The organism is Nocardia mikamii NBRC 108933 (genome assembly GCF_001613505.1).
GTDB classification, from domain to species: domain Bacteria; phylum Actinomycetota; class Actinomycetes; order Mycobacteriales; family Mycobacteriaceae; genus Nocardia; species Nocardia mikamii.
In genome coordinates this window covers 20,461-35,948 of record NZ_BDCM01000022.1, presented here as the reverse complement: position 1 = coordinate 35,948, position 15,488 = coordinate 20,461, and the positions used below count along the sequence as shown (strand labels likewise).

Sequence of the window (15,488 nt, the reverse complement as noted above, 5' to 3'; positions counted from 1 at the left end):
TCGTGCTCGTTCCGGGATCGGCGAGGCGGTCGAGTCGTCCGGTTCGGCGCGTTCGGCCATTGCTGGGGCCGAACACTCTCGGATACATTATTCTCCATTGATGAGAATGGAATTTCCATGAAACGAGGAGACGGGATGCCACAGGGCAACGCGACGGCCGGTGACGGGCGCGCCGTCACCAGACGAATGCTGATCGACGGTGAACTCGTCGCGGGGGAGCGCAGTTTCGCCTCCCTGAACCCGGCCACCGGACAGGTCTACGGTTACGCGCCCGAGGCGAGCATCGCCGATACCGAGGCGGCTATCGCGGCCGCGCGCCGGGCCTTCGACACCACGGACTGGTCCACGAACACGGAATTCCGTGCGCACTGCCTCGAGCAGTTCTACGCGGCACTGCGCGCCGACGTCGAGGGCCTGCGCGAGCTGACCATCGCCGAGGTCGGCGCGACCCGGATGATGACCCACGCCAATCAACTCGAGACGCCGTTCGAAATCGTGAACTACTTCGCCGGTCTCACTCGCACCTATCCGCGCACCGAGGAACTCGGTGAGGTGGAGGACCGCGGCCGGATGCATCGCCGCTGGGTCGAGCGCGAGGCCTCCGGGGTGGTCGCGGCCATCGCGGCCTACAACTATCCGCATCAGCTGGCGCTGGCGAAACTGGCGCCGGCGCTGGCGGCCGGCTGCACCGTGGTGCTCAAGGGCGCACCCGACACTCCGCTGGCCACACTCGCGCTCGGCGAGGTGATCGCTGCGCACACCGACATCCCCGCGGGCGTGGTGAACGTGCTGTCCGGATCGGATATCGAGGTGGGCAGGACGCTGACCACCCATCGTGATGTCGACGTCGTCAGCTTCACCGGATCCACCGCGGTCGGCCGCCAGATCATGTCGGCGGCAGGCGATTCGCTCAAACGGGTCTTCCTGGAACTGGGCGGCAAATCCGCGATGGTCGTACTCGACGACGCCGATTTCGGCACCGCCGCGATGTTCGGCGCCTTCAGCGTCTGCAGCCACGCCGGGCAGGGCTGTGCCATCACCACGCGCATGCTGGTGCCACGCGACCGCCACGACGAGGTGGCCGAGATGGTCGCCGGATTCATGTCCAAGGTCAGTTACGGCGATCCGGGCGACTCGAAAAACTATATGGGCCCGTTGATTTCGGAACGTCAGCGCGACAAGGTGCACGCCCTCGTGCAGCGCGCGGTGCAGGCCGGTGCGAAACTGGTGTGCGGCGGGGAGAAGGTCGGCCCCGGCTACTTCTACACCCCGACCCTGCTCGCGGGAGTCGATCCGGACAGCGAGATCGCTCAGGAAGAGGTCTTCGGGCCGGTGCTGGCCCTGATCCCGTTCGACGACGACGAGGACGCGGTCCGCATCGCCAACAACTCCGTCTACGGCCTCTCGGGCGGCGTGTTCTCCGCCGACGAGGACCGGGCGCTGGCGGTGGCGCGGCGCATCCGCACCGGAACCATGAGTATCAACGGCGGCAACTACTTTCACCCCGATGTGCCCTTCGGCGGCTACAAGCAGTCGGGCATCGGCCGGGAGATGGGCGTGGCCGGCATCGAGGAGTTCCTCGAACAGAAGTCCTTCGCCGCGGTGGTGGCCTGATGAGCGGCGGCGGCAAACCTCTGGCCGGCATCCGCGTCCTCGAGGTCGCGATGTACGGGTTCGTCCCCTCCGCCGGCGCGGTACTGGCCGAATGGGGGGCGGACGTGGTGAAGGTGGAACACGCCCGTACCGGTGATCCGCAGCGTGGGTTGCGCCAGATCGGCCGGTTGAAGGTCGAGGGCGATCCCAACCCCAATATCGAGCATGCCAATCGCGGCAAACGCAGTATCGGACTGGACATGTCGGTTCCCGAGGGGCGCGAGGTGATCTACGAGCTGGCGAAGACGGCCGATGTGTTCCTCACCAGTTTCCTGCCGCAGGCGCGTGCCAAATTCGGCATCGATGTCGACGACATTCGCGAGGTGAAGCCGGATATCGTCTACGCGCGCGGCAGCGCGCTGGGACCGCGCGGCGAGGAATCGACCAAGGGCGGCTTCGATATGACCGCCTTCTGGTGCCGGGGGTCGGTCGCCGCGACCATCACCCCGGAGGGAATGGACGGACTGATCTCCCCGCCCGGTCCGGCCTTCGGCGACACCATCTCCGGAACGAATCTCGCGGGCGGCATCGCGGCGGCGCTGCTGAAACGCGAACGGACCGGCGAACCGTCGGTGGTCGACGTCTCGCTGCTGGGCAGCGGCCTGTGGTCCATGGGCCACACCATCGCGCTGTCGGCACATCTGCAGCAACCGTTGATCGCACCCGCACCCGGTTCGCACGGGGCGCCGACCAATCCGCTGTCGGGTCTCTACGAAACCGCCGACGGCCGCTATCTCTCCTTGGTCATGTTGCAGCCCGCCAAGTTCTGGGCCGACGTCATGCGCCATATCGACCGCCCGGAGCTGGCCGGCGATCCGCGCTTCGCCACCGCGGAGTCGATCGCCGCCAATACCGAAGCGGGCGTGGCGATTCTGCGCGAGGCGATCCGACAGCGCACCCTGGCCGAATGGACCGAGAAGCTGGCGACCATGGCCGGGCCGTGGGCGCCGGTACAGGACAGCCTGCAGGTCGGGTCCGATCCGCAGATCCGCGCCAACGACTACCTGGTGCGGGTCGGCAGCCTCGAAATGGTCGCCAACCCGGTGCAATTCGATCTCACCGCACCCGAGACCGGACCCGGGCCGGAATTCGCGGCACACACCGAGGAAGTACTGCTGGAGCTGGGGTTGGACTGGGATCGCATCATCGCGCTCAAGACCGCCGGCGCCATCACGTAGTTTCCCCGCAGGAAGGCTGACGGCATGCCCTGTGTCGCATCGATCGGAACCTATCTGCCCTGCTGGGGCGGACCTCGCGGCCGCGTTCCCGGCACGGACGAGGATGCGGTGACCCTGGCGGTGGAGGCCGGGCGGGCCGCACTGGCCGGCGCCCCGCGCGCCACCGCCTACGTCGAGCGCGTCGTCGTGGTGAGCCGGGATCTGCCGCTGCTGGAGAGCAGCAATGCCGCGGTGTTGCTGGCCGGGCTGGGTTTGGATTCCGAACTCGAGGTGATCGAACGGCTCGGCGGCGCGCCCGCGACGCTCGACGCGCTGAGCTCCGCCCGCCCGCGCACGCTGATCATCGGCGTCGACCTGGATCCGGCCGGGGCGGCCGCGGCCCTGGTCGCCGAGCGCGGATTGGCGGTGCGGACCGCGGCCCGGGTGGCGCGCAGTCTGCCGGTACGCACCCGCAACGCCACCGGCGACGTCCACGACTACGGCGATCCGAGGCTGCTGCACGAGCGGGGCCTGCTGGCATCGCTGGCCGCGGCGTGGGTGGATACGCCGGTGATCGTATCGGGCGTCGACCACGCGCAGGCGGCTCACCTGTGCGTCGGTGATCCGCCGCGACTGCCGACGACGGGGGCCGGGTCGAGCCTGTTCGCCCTTGCGGCACTGGCCGACTGGGGGCAGACGGGTCTGCTGGTCGGGGTCGAGCAGGCCAGCCTTTCGGGGGTCACGGTGTCTGCTGGGCCCGCGCGGGTGTATCGGCGAGAACCGGCGGTGCGGGCCGAACCGGAGGCAATCGCGGTACCGGGTGCCGACATCCCGATCTCGCTGGCCGCCTACGAACGGGCCTTCGAGGCCAAGGTGCGCTGGGAGGCCGGGCGCCACCCGGGCCGCGACGAGCTGGATCTCCCGCCGCGCTACCGCCTCGGCGAGGACGGCCGGCTCAGCACCGACTACACGCTGATTCCGTTGCCGCGCACCGGAACCGTGTACACCGAGGTGACGGTCCACGTGCCGGTGCCCGGGCTGCGGACACCGTATTCGCTGGTGATCGTCGAACTCGACGAGGTGGACGTGCGGGCACTGGTGAAGGTCACGGGCGCCGATCCCGGCACGGTCCGCATCGGCGATCGCGGCCGGATGGTACTGCGCCGGGTCGCGGTGCGTTCGGGGGTGCCGGATTACGGGTACGCATTCGAGCCGGACACGGAGGCGGCATGAGACACAATCGCGCAGCGCCCGTGGCGCCGACCGGGGTGCGGGCGCTCCCGCAAGTTACGGAGGCGGCATGAGACACAATCGCGCAGCGCTCGTGGCGCCGACCGGGGTGCGGGCGCTCCCGCAAATTACGGAGGCGGCATGAGACGGGTGGCATTGGTCGGCGCCGGGATGACGCCGTTCGCCGAACATTTCGCGCTCGGCATCAAGGATCTGCTGCCGATGGCCTTCGCCGAATGCGCGGCGTCGGTGGACAAGGGCATCGCGAAAGCCGACCTGCAGGCGGCGTGGTTCGGCGCGATGGGCACCCCGGACGGATTCCCCTCGGGCATTCTCGCCGACGTGCTCGGCGTGCCGGACCTCCCGGTGACGCGGGTCGAAAACTCCTGCGCCACCGGCAACGACGCGGTGCGCAACGCCCTGTTCGGCATCGCCTCCGGTGCCTACGATGTGGCGCTGGTGATCGGCGCGGACAAACTCCGCGAAACCGCCTCCAAGGACATGCTCTGGGCGTGGGAGGCGATGACCCGCGATATGGCGTGGGACTATCCACTCGGGCTGATCGCCCCGGCCGGCTTCGCCCTGCACGTCGCCCGCTATCTGCACGAAGCACCGGCCGGCCGGGAACATCTGGGCATGATCGCGGTGAAGAACCACCGCCACGGCGTGTCGAATCCCAAGGCGCGCTTGCGTTTCGAAATCTCCTTGGAGCAGGCCCTCGCGGCCCCGACGGTGGTGGATCCGTTCGGCGTGTACGACTGCGCTCCGCAGAGCGACGGTGCCGCCGCGCTGATCCTCGCCGCCGAGGACGTGGTGCACCGCTACACGGATCGGCCGGTCTGGATCAGGGGAGTGGGCCTGGGCCTGGATTCGGTGATGCACCAGCACAAACGTGATATGACCACATTCCCGGCGACGGTCCGCGCGGCGAAACAGGCCTTCGCGATGGCGGGGCTGACCCCGGCCGATATCGATGTCGCGGAGGTGCACGACTTCTTCACCGGCATCGAGCTGATCAGCTACGAGGACCTCGGCTTCGCCGACCGCTTCGAGGCTTGCAAACTGGTCGACACGGGTGCGACCAGCGTGGGTGGGGCGGTGCCGGTGAATCCGAGCGGCGGATTGAAATCCAAGGGCCATCCGCCGGGGGCGACCGGTGTGGCGCAGTGCGTGGAGTTGTTCGAGCAGTTGCGCGGACACGCCGTCAACCAGGTCGACGGGGCGCGAATCGGGCTGGCGCACAACCTCGGCGGCCCGACGGCGGTGTCGGCGGTGACGATTCTGGAGGGTCCCCACGGCTGAAATGTCTCCGCGCTGCGAATCCGAGGTCGTCGCGCTCGTCACCGGGCGCGCGGCCCGGCGGCGTGTCGTATTGGATTGGGCCGCACACTATGTCGGCCGCGACGGGACTGTGCATGTCGTCTGTGACGGCACGCTGGCTCCGGCGCTGGTGAGTTCGATCATGGTCGGCATGTTCGTCGACGCCGAACAGGTCGAACATGCCGATTTCGCGCAGACCGCGATGCTGCTGTCGCCGCACGGCTGCAACTGGACGTGGCAGCACCTGCCTTTCGGCGCCGTCGGGCACGCGGTGGCGCTCGCGCGGCGCAAGAGTCTGCTCGCGGTGGTGCCGGCACGGTCGCAATTGCTCCGGCCGCCCTCGGTGCGGATCGTCTGCCCTCGGTGAATGCCACTGCACTACCCGGCGATCGGCCACTGCGAGACACCTGTCCGAACTATAGTTTCGTTTCGGGTGTGAGAAGGAGATCGCGATGGACCTGTCCCTCGTAGCGCCGGAACTGCGCGGACCCGCGCGCTGGTTGCCGCCGCTGACGATCGGCCGGCGCTGGGCATTACGCCTGGTGCGCCTGGCCGCCGCCCACCGGCCGGCCCGGCGCGTCGCGGGCGTGCGCATCGAGCATCTCGCGGCCGGCCGCGTACCGCTGCGGATCTATCGCCCCACCGGTGCGCAGTTGTTGTGGATACACGGCGGCGGCTACGTCCTCGGCAGCCCGGTGCAGGACGACACCTTCTGCTCGATCACCGCCCGCGACCTCGGCGTCACGATCGTCTCGGTCGACTACCGCCTCGCACCCGAACATCCCTTCCCGGCCCCCCTGCAGGACTGCTGGATCGCATGGATGTGGTTGCAGCGCAACGCCTCCCGATTCGGAATCGACCCCGCCCGGGTAGTGCTCGGCGGACAGAGCGCCGGCGGCGGACTGGCCGCCTGCCTGTGCCAGCGCCTCGTCGCCGACGGCGGCTCCCGCCCGGCCGCCCTCTGGCTGAGCGCGCCGATGCTCGACGACCGCACCGCCGCCCGCCGCGACCTGGACGCCCTCCGGCATCTCGGGTGGACCAACGACAACAACCTCTACGGCTGGAGCAGCTACCTCGCCGCCCCACCCGGCGCCACCGACGTACCCGAATTCTCCGTAGCCGCCCGCCGCGACGATCTCACCGGCACCCCGCCCGCCTGGATGGGCGTCGGCACCATCGACCTGTTCCACGACGAGAACGTGGCCTATGCGGAGCGTCTTCGCGCGGCGGGTGTGGAGGTGGAACTCGACATCGTGCCGGGCGCGCCCCACGGTTTCGACAGTTGGGCGCCCGGGGCGGGTCTCGCACGCGAATTCCATGCACGGGCGCGGCGCTGGTTGGCTATGACGATGGGGTTGACCGTTCACGAGGTGTCGCGCTCTGATCGCTGACCACCCGGGTGGTCAGAGTCTGTTTCGCGTGGTGAATTCTCACAATTTCGGCGCGCGTCCGAATTCAGGCGTAGGCAGTGGACGGCGATCCGGACCACAGGTACGGTCCGACAACGTATCCGGCCGCACCGTGGCGTGGGGTGTGCTCAGCGCCGCGTGAAACGACGCTGCTCAACCGGCTGGAGTTGTCGGCACGATCTGCAGTCCGTGGACGAAGGTGTCGATATCGGGTTGGTACATATCCCGCTCTGCGGCCGTGGCCTCGACCGACATTCGGATCGGGTACAGCACGTCGCCTGCGAGATAACCGAATCCGAGAAACTCGTGGTACCGGTCGACCCCATCGGCACCGGACGCGGGCGAAACTCCGGTGGACCGGGTTCCGTCCCAACCGCACACCTGGACGGCCTCGGATCGCCACTGCCGCCATATGCCGTCGATCGCACTGATCACGACTGTGTTGTCGATGGCGCTGCGTGGAGGGGGCACGCCGAGGGTGACGGTCGCGCTGGCCGTCCGCCCTGCGTGCCGATCGACACGACCTAACACCGGTCGTCGTTATCCACCGGCGTCACCTGCCAGCCCCTCAATTGCGGAAGCTGGAGCGTGAAGGGCATATCAGGGCGCACTCTGGAGGTGAAGACGGATCCGTTTGCCGCACTGGCTTCGCAGGCGGTGCGAATCGTCGGTGCCGCTGACGTTTTCGACAATTCCGGTCCCGACTCGCCGCACGCGATCACACTCGTCGCCACGACGCCGGCCAGAACGAGATGCCGCATTTCATCACGGTTGCCAGCCTATCCAGCCCGACCATCACGCGACACATGTCCGGCTCTCCTCGCCGGTTGACGGCTGCGCGCCAGATCAATTCGCCTCACCGTCATGTTTCGTCGTCCTCATCTTCGAGGGCTCGAGCGGCGTGTGTGACGAGACAATCGTGGTCGCAGTGGATGGCGATGAGTTGTCGTGCCCGGCCGACGGATAGCGGGCCCAACAGTTCGACATCGCAGAGCATCTCGGCCAGAGCTCCGTCGGCCGGCACGAAGATATGTGGACAGTTCAAGGCTCTCACCCGGCCTGACCACGAATGCTCGGATACCGCGATATCGGTTCCGCCGATGCGGACCACGCGAAAGAGCTCAACGCGTCCTCCAGAATCGATGTGATGCTCCGAAGCCGCAAACCATCGTGAGTTTCGGCTGGGTAGATGGCGATAGGCGTGAAGCCATTCACAGTGGCAATTCCCTGCGTCATAGCGATATTTCGTGAACCAGGACACGGGCGCGTCCAGCCAAAACACCAAGCAAACACGTGCGTGGAAGCTCGAGATTCGACAAGTGATCGCGGCCCGTGATGACAACGCAGGCCTCGGCGCGGCAGCATTCGCGAACCAGCTCCAGGTACGCGGGCGGGACGGTGGTCTGCGGTGTCGGCTCGCGGAAGATCGCGGCGAGTTCGCAGCCGAGCATCTTCGCAGCCATTGTGAGGCGGAGCTCGCTGCTGTGAAGATCGTCTGCGGAGACGAGATCGAGCCGAAGGTACCCGTATGCGAGTGGTGGAGGACAGTGAATCGGTGACCTGTCTTCGCTTCCGAGCAGGCCGGCGACGACCCGGTACAGCAGATCAGCGGGCGGCGGTTGGAGTGGGCCGTTCCGATCGGGAAAGAAGTGGGTGCATGCGCCCGGGACCCGTTCGGGCAGTTCGGCCGATAGCTGCTCGTCCCCTGTGCGAAGGGTTGAACCTGTTGTCCGCCACAGGGTGCCGAACGGCCTGGCCGAGCCTGTGGCGTCCGAGTCGCGCATGATTGCTTCCCCTCTCCGGTGTTGGCCCTGGTAGGCACCCACCGCCGAGGCGTCTTCACCCGGCGGCGAGGCCGCATCGAGCTTCACATCGTCCGAGGGGGTCAACAATGGCGCTTTGCCGGGGTGGTCGCCGGAAGTGACACTGCGAAGACGTTGCGCTGCTTAGTATTCCAGCTTCAGAAGTCCGGCCAGGCCGCGCATCTCCATGGTCAGAGTGCGTCGCTTCGCGATGATCCGACCGAGTAAGTCACGCGCCATTCTCTGCTCGACGAGCCAGGGCCGGGCCTCGCGCGACAGCGTCGTCAAGACCTCGAATGCCGCGTCGTAGTGCCGCAACTCCAGATGCGCCGAGGCGACATCGAGCAGATGGCGATTGCGGTTGTCCGAAGTGGGTCGTGGGTCGGGAGCGATATCGCGGGCGAGGCGCAGAGCGAGGTCCGGCTGGTCGGCGACGACGGCGTTCTCGACCCGTTTCATGGCGACGGTCGGTGGATCGAATGTCGTCCAGTATTGGTGATAGGGGGCTTTCTCACGCCTGACGGCCACGGCGCCCGCGGCGGCCAGGCGCATCATGTCATCGGCCTCATCCGGGCGATTGTCGCGGATCGCGGCGGCGGATCCGCGCAGCAAAAGCCATCCCCAGGTGGATATCTCGCGGGTGGTCGCGACCGAGAGGCGCGGCTCGACGCGGTCGGCCCATTCGGTGGCGAGCCGGCGGACGGCATCGAATTGTCGTTCGACGATCAGCAACCAGCACAGGGTAATTACCGCCGAGGCGGCGTCGAGGATATTCCCGGTCGACTCGGCATCGGCCAGCGACCGATCCAATGCCATGCGCGCGGCGGACAGTTGGCGGGTCTGCACCATCGCTGAGCCCGCGAGTTGCAGCACCCGTGACCGCACCAACGGCGACGCCACCTGGGCATCTTCGATCAGTCGCGGCAGCACGTGAGCCAGCGCCTCGTAACGGTTGTCGTGATAGAGGCGCGTCCCGTCGGCAAGAGCGGCTTCCACGCCTCCGACAGTCATCGACTCCTCTACGGTCGAGTCCCGCATGGCCGCGAGTGCGTCTCGCGTCGGTTCCCACAGTGCGGAGTCGCCTTCGGATTTCGGAGCGCTGGGCGCCGGGCCGAGAAGCGCTGTCAGAGAACAACCGAGGGTGACAGCGAACCGCCGGAGTGTGTCGATGCGAGCGTCGGTACGCTCACCCTGCTCGATCTTCCGGATGTACGACAACGAGACACCGGACAGCTCCGCGAGCTCCCGTTGCGTGAGCCCGCGCCGTTTGCGCAGAGATTGGAGCCGCTCCCCGAGGTCCATGCTCCAAGGCTAGCGGCGGCGGTGGGTGGCGTTGAAGCGTGCTTTCTTCTGGCGGTTACCGCAGGTGTTCATATCGCACCATTTGCGGGTGCGGCTCTGGCTGGTGTCGAAGAAGGCGGCTCGGCAGGTCGGCGAAGCGCACAGGGCCAATTTTCCGTCTCGTTCGCCGGAGATGATGTCGATCGCGTCGGCGGCGATGACGCCCAGGGCGTCTTCTACGCAGGAGGGCGCGCTGAGTCGCCATCGACGGGTCCCGTCGGGTGTCAGGATTGCTGCGGCCCGGCCCTGAATGCTGCGGTCGTTGATGATTCGGACGGCCGCCGCGGGGAGCTCGCCGCCGAGTGCGGCCGCTGTGGCGGCGGCGTGAATTGCTTCCCTCAGTTCCCGGGCAAGGTCGAGCTGGGCGGGGGTGCAGGAATCCACGGCCAGGCCGTTCACCTCCAGCCAATCGACGAGTCGCTGCGGTGTGGGGATGCGCTCCACAGGCTCGCCGTGCCGCTCCGACAGAGTCCCCGTGAAGCTGGTCGCCAGCACGGCGCCGAGGCGGAAATCAGGAAACCCAGCAGGCATGGAACCACCTTAGCTGGTTGCGGCCTGTCCCGCCGTCGTGTTAGAACCGTCTTAGCCGGTTCGCTACAGGCGGTAGCCGGTTCCGCGATGACCAGGAGGTCTCATGTCCGCACTCGGCCACCTCGATCCGATGTCCACGTCCGATTCCATCGACGTACAACCATTTGAAGCCCGCGCAACCGACGCCGACCTCGACGACCTGCGAGCTCGATTGGCCGCCGCTCGGCTACCGGAGGCCGAGACGGTCTCCGGCGCCGCGCCCGGCCCTCAGCGATGGGCACAGGGCGTTCCTCTTGCGGACCTCGTCGATGTCGTGAACTACTGGCGCACCGAGTACGACTGGCGGTCATTCGAAGAGCGCCTCGATCGAATCGGCCAGTACCGCACCACAATCGAAGGCCTGGGAATCCACTTCCTGCATCGGCGATCCGCACGGGCGGATGCCACTCCTCTGATCCTGACGCACGGTTGGCCGGGCAGCATCGCCGAATTCATCGATGTAGCAGACGAATTGGCGGATCCGAAAGACGCGGCCGCGCCCGCGTTCCACATCGTGGTCCCATCGCTACCGGGCTTCGGGTACAGCGATAAGCCGGCCACCACCGGGTGGGGCACCGAAAAGATCGCGGCCGCATGGGTGGAACTGATGGAAGGGCTCGGCTACCGGAAGTTCCTGGCCCACGGCGGCGACTGGGGCGGCAACATCACCACGGTTCTCGGCGGTAGGTTCCCGGAACACGTTCTTGGCATCCACTCGCTGTTCGCGGAAGCGCCGCCCGGGATGCCAACGGACGGTCTGACCGCGACCGAACGCCAGTGGGCCGAGGAAACCCGTCATTTCTGGCGCCACCGCGCCGCATACGCGAAACAGCAGGCCACCCGGCCGCAGACCATCGGCTACTCGCTCGTCGACTCACCGGTCGGACTCCTCGCCTGGATCCTCGACAAATTCGCCGAATGGAGCGACACCGAAGACAGCCCGTTCGAAACGATCTCCAGAGACCGCATTCTCGACGACGTCACCCTGTACTGGCTGACACGCACCGGCGCATCCGCAGCCCGTATCTACTACGAAAGCCACAACTCGCTCGACCCCGACCTCCGCGTCGACGTCCCCTCCGCAATCACCATGTATCCCCACGACATCGAAAAGTCCCCGCGCCCTTGGGCGGAAAAGCGGTACCGCCAGATCGTCCGATGGAACGCACCCGAATTCGGAGGACATTTCCCCTCGCTGGAAGTTCCCGAATATTTCGTCGACGACCTGCGAGAAGGCCTCGCCGCAGTACTGGCCGCCCAGCGGTGAACGTGCCTGGCAAGACGTCGTGGCTTGCCGGGTACAGTCGGGGAGTGGGGAGTGAATGTCTGATTTGCAATAAGCACCGTGGTGTCGGCCGCCTGGTCGGTCCGGTGATCCATGCCGGCGATCTGGTGGTCGTGACACACCGTCCGCTGTCGGAGGGTGCACCGATGCCCGGCTACCTGTTCATCGAAACCAGGCGTCATGTACCAACTTTGGCCGATATGACCGACGATGAAGGTGCCGCTGTCGGGTGGGCGGTCCGTCGGTCCGCCTACGCGCTGCGGACCGAGCTTGCTCCTGAGTTCGTCTTCTCTGCAATCACCGGCCGTAGTGTCGCCCACTTTCATCAGCATGTATTCGTTCGCCCTGAAGGTACGCCCGATGTCGTGAACTGGTTCGACATCGACTCGTGGGACGGCGGCCCGCGCATCGGGCAATCCGCCCTGACCGTGCTGTGCGAACGTCTTTCCGCACATTTCGTGCGGGGGTACGAGCAGAAGTAGTCTTCCGGCCCGGTGAATCAATCCTGGTGACACTGAGAGAAATCACTGCGATGGGTCGTCCGAAAGTGTGGCCGGCTCCGCTCTCGAACCAGTACGCCGGCAATCCAGCAGCACCCGCATAGGTGCCGGTACCGTTCTCGATCGGCACTGATGAGCCGCAACACCGCAGACTGGTCGGGGCCGGCCATCCGCCGGGCCCTTGACACGGCGTCGGGCGTGGCGTTTGACTGGTGCACTACCTTGTGTTACCTCGCACGATGATTCGGAGAGGTTGACGTATGCACCGCATCGGGTTGGCGCGGCTCGGGCGCCGACGGGGATCGAGGAGCCGTGGAATCAGTGTGGTGGCGGTACTGATCGGGCTCTGCATCGCTACGCTGGGGGTGGCTCAGACGGCGGCGGGCGAACCTGTGGCAACCGCTGCCGGCACCGGGTTCGCTATTCCCTTCTCCGGTGCGCCGGGATATGAGCAGGTGGCGCCGACGCAGATGGTGAGTACGGATCAGTTGAATCAGCCGCTCGGTGAGGCGGCGGCGGATCGGGTCGCCGCGCAGATCGGGCTGGACCGCGCGGATGCGTTGACCGATCAGCAGTATCAGGACCTCAGCTCCGGTGGGGGCGTCGGCGGTGACCGTGACGCGGCGGATGTGATCAACGCGTGCGTCGACATCCTCACCAATACGGTCGGCCGCCCGATCTATTCCGATGTCGCGGGGCAACGCACGCCCTCGACTCTGGGCAGCTACGGGCTGTATGTGAACCCGAGCGGCATGTTGGAGAGCCCGGCCAACGCGGATGCGCCGACGCGGCAGGTGAACACCTTGATCGCGCCCGGAGGGTATGTGGGTAACTGGTTGCGGGACAACGGTGCGACTCGGAGTCTGGTCGCGCTGTACCGGTCGGCCTATACGGTGCAGGCCGCCTATGGATTTGTGGCGCAACAGATTTCGGGCGCGGCCCAGCTTGTCACCAATACCGAGGGAAATGTGAGCACCGTGGTCGGCATGTCGATGGCGCCGCCGCTGTGGATCGTGAACTTCGCGTTGATCTACATTTTGAAGCCCTCGCTGGCGGCCGCGATGCCCGCTTACTGGGCGCCCATCCCGGGACCCGTGGTCGACGCCGTCGAGGCGAGCCCCACCGGGCAGGTACCGTTCGCGGAATACGCCTCCTATTTCCGGTGATTCGCGAACGCGGTTCGGCACGTGGTGATTCCCCGCGGACCACGAATCCCGGCCGCGGTTAGAGTCGGGGCATGAGTAGCGAACCGCTTGCACTGCCCGCGTCCGGGTGGCCGGACTGGCTCGGCGATCACGTCCGCGACCGGCTGCGGACGGCGGCGGACACGGTCGAGCAGTTGAAGGCCGCTACCCCGGGCGACACCGCGGCTGTGCTCGGATTGTGGAACGACGCCGATATCGCGCTGCGCGGCGCCGATTCGGCCGCGCACCTGTTCGCCGAAGTCCACCCCGATTCCGAGGTGCGCCGCCTGGCCGAGGAACTGGTACAAGACATCGATCGAGCCAGGATCGAGCGAGATCTCGACCGCGCCCTCTACGACGTCGTCGCCGCCACCGACTCCTCGAACCTGGACGAGGTGTCGGCGCGGATGCGCGAGCACGTCCTGCGCGATTTCCGGCGCAGCGGTGTGGACCGCGACGAGGGAACCCGGGATCGGCTGCGGGAGATCTCCGAGCGGCTCACCGTGCTCGAACAGGAATTCGGCCGGGCCATCCGTGAAGACGTCCGTTCGATCCGGGTCGCACCCGACACACTCGACGGACTGCCCGCGGATTTCGTCGCCGCGCATCCGCCCGCGGCGGACGGGCTCGTCACGGTCACCACCGACTATCCGGACTATCTGCCGTTTCGCACCTACGCCCGCGATGCCGATGCCCGTCGCGCCCTCACCGTGGAGTTCGAAAGCCGCGGATGGCCCGCCAACGACGCTGTGCTGCACGAGATCCTGGATCTTCGGGCCGAGAAGGCCCGGCTGCTCGGCTTCGACAGCTGGCCCGATTACGACGCCGATGTGAAGATGATCGGCAGCGGCCACGCCATCGCCGAATTCATCGAGCGCATCGCGAGCGCCGCCGAGGCCGCGGGCCGGCGCGACCTCGAGACGCTGCTGGCCCGCCGCCGCGCGGACGAGCCCACCGCGACCGGCATCGACCGATCCGAAGTCGGCTATTACACCGAACTCGTGCGCCGCGAACAGTACGACGTCGACGCCCGCGAGGTGCGCCGGTATTTCGATTTCCCGCGTGTGCGGGCGGGCTTGCTCGAGGTCACCGGCCGCCTCTTCGGACTGGAGTACCGGCCCGTGGAGGTACCGCGCTGGCACGAGGACGTCGCCGTCTACGACGTCTACGCCGACGGTGAACGACGCGGGCGGATCTATCTGGACCTGCACCCCCGCGAGGGCAAATACAAGCACGCCGCGCAATTCGACCTCGTCGGCGGCGTCGCCGGCAAGCTCCTGCCCGAGGGCGTGCTGGTGTGCAACTTCTCTCGCGGATTGATGGAACACCAGCACGTCGTCACGCTGTTCCACGAATTCGGGCATCTGATCCACCACGTCGTGGGCGGGCATCAGAACTGGGCGCGCTTCTCCGGTGTCGCCACGGAATGGGATTTCGTCGAGGCCCCGTCGCAGATGCTGGAGGAATGGGCCTGGGACGCAACCATTCTCGCCACCTTCGCCGTCGACGAGACCGGTGCCCCCATCCCGGCCGAACTGGTGCAGCGCATGCGGGCCGCGAAGGAATTCGGTAAGGGCATTTCGGTCCTCACGCAGGTCGGCTACACCGAGATCTCGTATCTGCTGCACCAGGACCGGCCCGCCGACCACGACCCGGTCGTCATCGATGCCGTGACACGGCACAGCGGCATAGCCGAGGTGCCGCGGACCCATTTCCAAGCGTCGTTCGGGCATCTGGCCGGCTATACCTCGGCGTACTACACCTACCTGTGGAGTCTGGTGATCGCGAAGGATCTGTTCTCCGTGTTCGACGCCGGCGATCTCTTCGATTCCGTTGTGGCGCAACGCTATCGCGACAGCATCCTCGCGCCGGGTGGTTCCCGGGACGCGGGCGATTCGGTGGCCGAGTTCCTCGGCCGCCCGTTCACCTTCGACGCGTTCGCGGCCTGGCTGGACCGGGCGCCCACCCCGCATACGCCGGCGTAACCGGGATTTACGCGAGGGCCCGGCCGCAGCACGTCGGTGACTCGGCGGCGGT

14 protein-coding genes and 1 pseudogene are annotated in these 15,488 nt (G+C 67.0%); 10 read left to right on the top strand and 5 right to left on the bottom strand.

Going from position 1 to position 15,488, the window contains the following annotated elements:
- Window positions 1-135 precede the first annotated feature (135 nt).
- From NMI01S_RS29285 to NMI01S_RS29260, 6 genes are all read left to right on the top strand, one after another.
- On the top strand, window positions 136-1,614 hold the full coding sequence (locus NMI01S_RS29285; protein WP_157126441.1) for an aldehyde dehydrogenase family protein: 1,479 nt from the start codon (window positions 136-138) through the stop codon (window positions 1,612-1,614).
- Window positions 1,614-2,831, top strand: coding sequence for a CaiB/BaiF CoA transferase family protein (locus NMI01S_RS29280; protein ID WP_063001947.1), 1,218 nt, complete (start codon window positions 1,614-1,616; stop codon window positions 2,829-2,831). The genes NMI01S_RS29285 and NMI01S_RS29280 overlap by 1 nt, the downstream gene beginning before the upstream one ends.
- Window positions 2,832-2,855: 24 nt before the next feature.
- The gene (locus NMI01S_RS29275; RefSeq protein ID WP_063001946.1) at window positions 2,856-4,043 is read left to right on the top strand and encodes an OB-fold domain-containing protein; all 1,188 of its coding nucleotides are present in this window, start codon (window positions 2,856-2,858) and stop codon (window positions 4,041-4,043) included.
- A gap of 138 nt (window positions 4,044-4,181) precedes the next feature.
- A complete protein-coding gene (locus NMI01S_RS29270; protein WP_063001945.1) occupies window positions 4,182-5,342 on the top strand; it encodes a thiolase C-terminal domain-containing protein in 1,161 nt (386 codons plus the stop codon).
- Between the two features lies 1 nt (window position 5,343).
- Complete coding sequence (locus tag NMI01S_RS29265) at window positions 5,344-5,727, top strand: hypothetical protein (protein WP_063001944.1); 384 nt, start codon at window positions 5,344-5,346, stop codon at window positions 5,725-5,727.
- Window positions 5,728-5,812: 85 nt separating this feature from the next.
- Entirely contained in the window at window positions 5,813-6,751 is a 939-nt protein-coding gene (locus NMI01S_RS29260) for an alpha/beta hydrolase (protein ID WP_063001943.1), read from the top strand.
- Between the two features lie 171 nt (window positions 6,752-6,922).
- Here the strand turns inward: NMI01S_RS29260 and NMI01S_RS29255 are convergent, their stop codons facing one another.
- The 5 genes and pseudogenes from NMI01S_RS29255 to NMI01S_RS29240 form a co-directional block, all read right to left on the bottom strand.
- Window positions 6,923-7,204, bottom strand: coding sequence for a hypothetical protein (locus tag NMI01S_RS29255; RefSeq protein ID WP_063001942.1), 282 nt, complete (start codon window positions 7,202-7,204; stop codon window positions 6,923-6,925).
- Between the two features lie 797 nt (window positions 7,205-8,001).
- Window positions 8,002-8,553, bottom strand: a complete 552-nt coding sequence (locus NMI01S_RS35155; protein ID WP_157126431.1) for a hypothetical protein — start codon at window positions 8,551-8,553, stop codon at window positions 8,002-8,004.
- Window positions 8,554-8,715: 162 nt separating this feature from the next.
- The gene (locus tag NMI01S_RS29245) at window positions 8,716-9,582 is read right to left on the bottom strand and encodes a hypothetical protein (RefSeq protein WP_245717081.1); all 867 of its coding nucleotides are present in this window, start codon (window positions 9,580-9,582) and stop codon (window positions 8,716-8,718) included.
- A 111-nt stretch (window positions 9,583-9,693) separates the two neighbouring features.
- A pseudogene (locus NMI01S_RS36455) lies at window positions 9,694-9,873 on the bottom strand (helix-turn-helix domain-containing protein); the annotation flags it as partial.
- 9 nt (window positions 9,874-9,882) lie between these two features.
- Window positions 9,883-10,443: a CGNR zinc finger domain-containing protein gene (locus NMI01S_RS29240; protein ID WP_063001939.1), complete on the bottom strand. Its 561-nt coding sequence runs from the start codon at window positions 10,441-10,443 to the stop codon at window positions 9,883-9,885.
- Between the two features lie 103 nt (window positions 10,444-10,546).
- On the opposite strand from NMI01S_RS29240, the gene NMI01S_RS29235 reads away from it, so the two are divergent.
- The 4 genes from NMI01S_RS29235 (at window position 10,547) to NMI01S_RS29220 (ending at window position 15,436) form a co-directional block, all read left to right on the top strand.
- Window positions 10,547-11,749, top strand: a complete 1,203-nt coding sequence (locus NMI01S_RS29235) for an epoxide hydrolase family protein (RefSeq protein WP_218021151.1) — start codon at window positions 10,547-10,549, stop codon at window positions 11,747-11,749.
- A gap of 44 nt (window positions 11,750-11,793) precedes the next feature.
- A complete protein-coding gene (locus NMI01S_RS29230; protein WP_218021150.1) occupies window positions 11,794-12,249 on the top strand; it encodes an HIT family protein in 456 nt (151 codons plus the stop codon).
- Between the two features lie 278 nt (window positions 12,250-12,527).
- Window positions 12,528-13,433, top strand: coding sequence for a hypothetical protein (locus tag NMI01S_RS29225; protein WP_063001938.1), 906 nt, complete (start codon window positions 12,528-12,530; stop codon window positions 13,431-13,433).
- Window positions 13,434-13,504: 71 nt separating this feature from the next.
- Window positions 13,505-15,436, top strand: a complete 1,932-nt coding sequence (locus NMI01S_RS29220) for a M3 family metallopeptidase (RefSeq protein ID WP_063001937.1) — start codon at window positions 13,505-13,507, stop codon at window positions 15,434-15,436.
- Window positions 15,437-15,488: the final 52 nt, after the last annotated feature.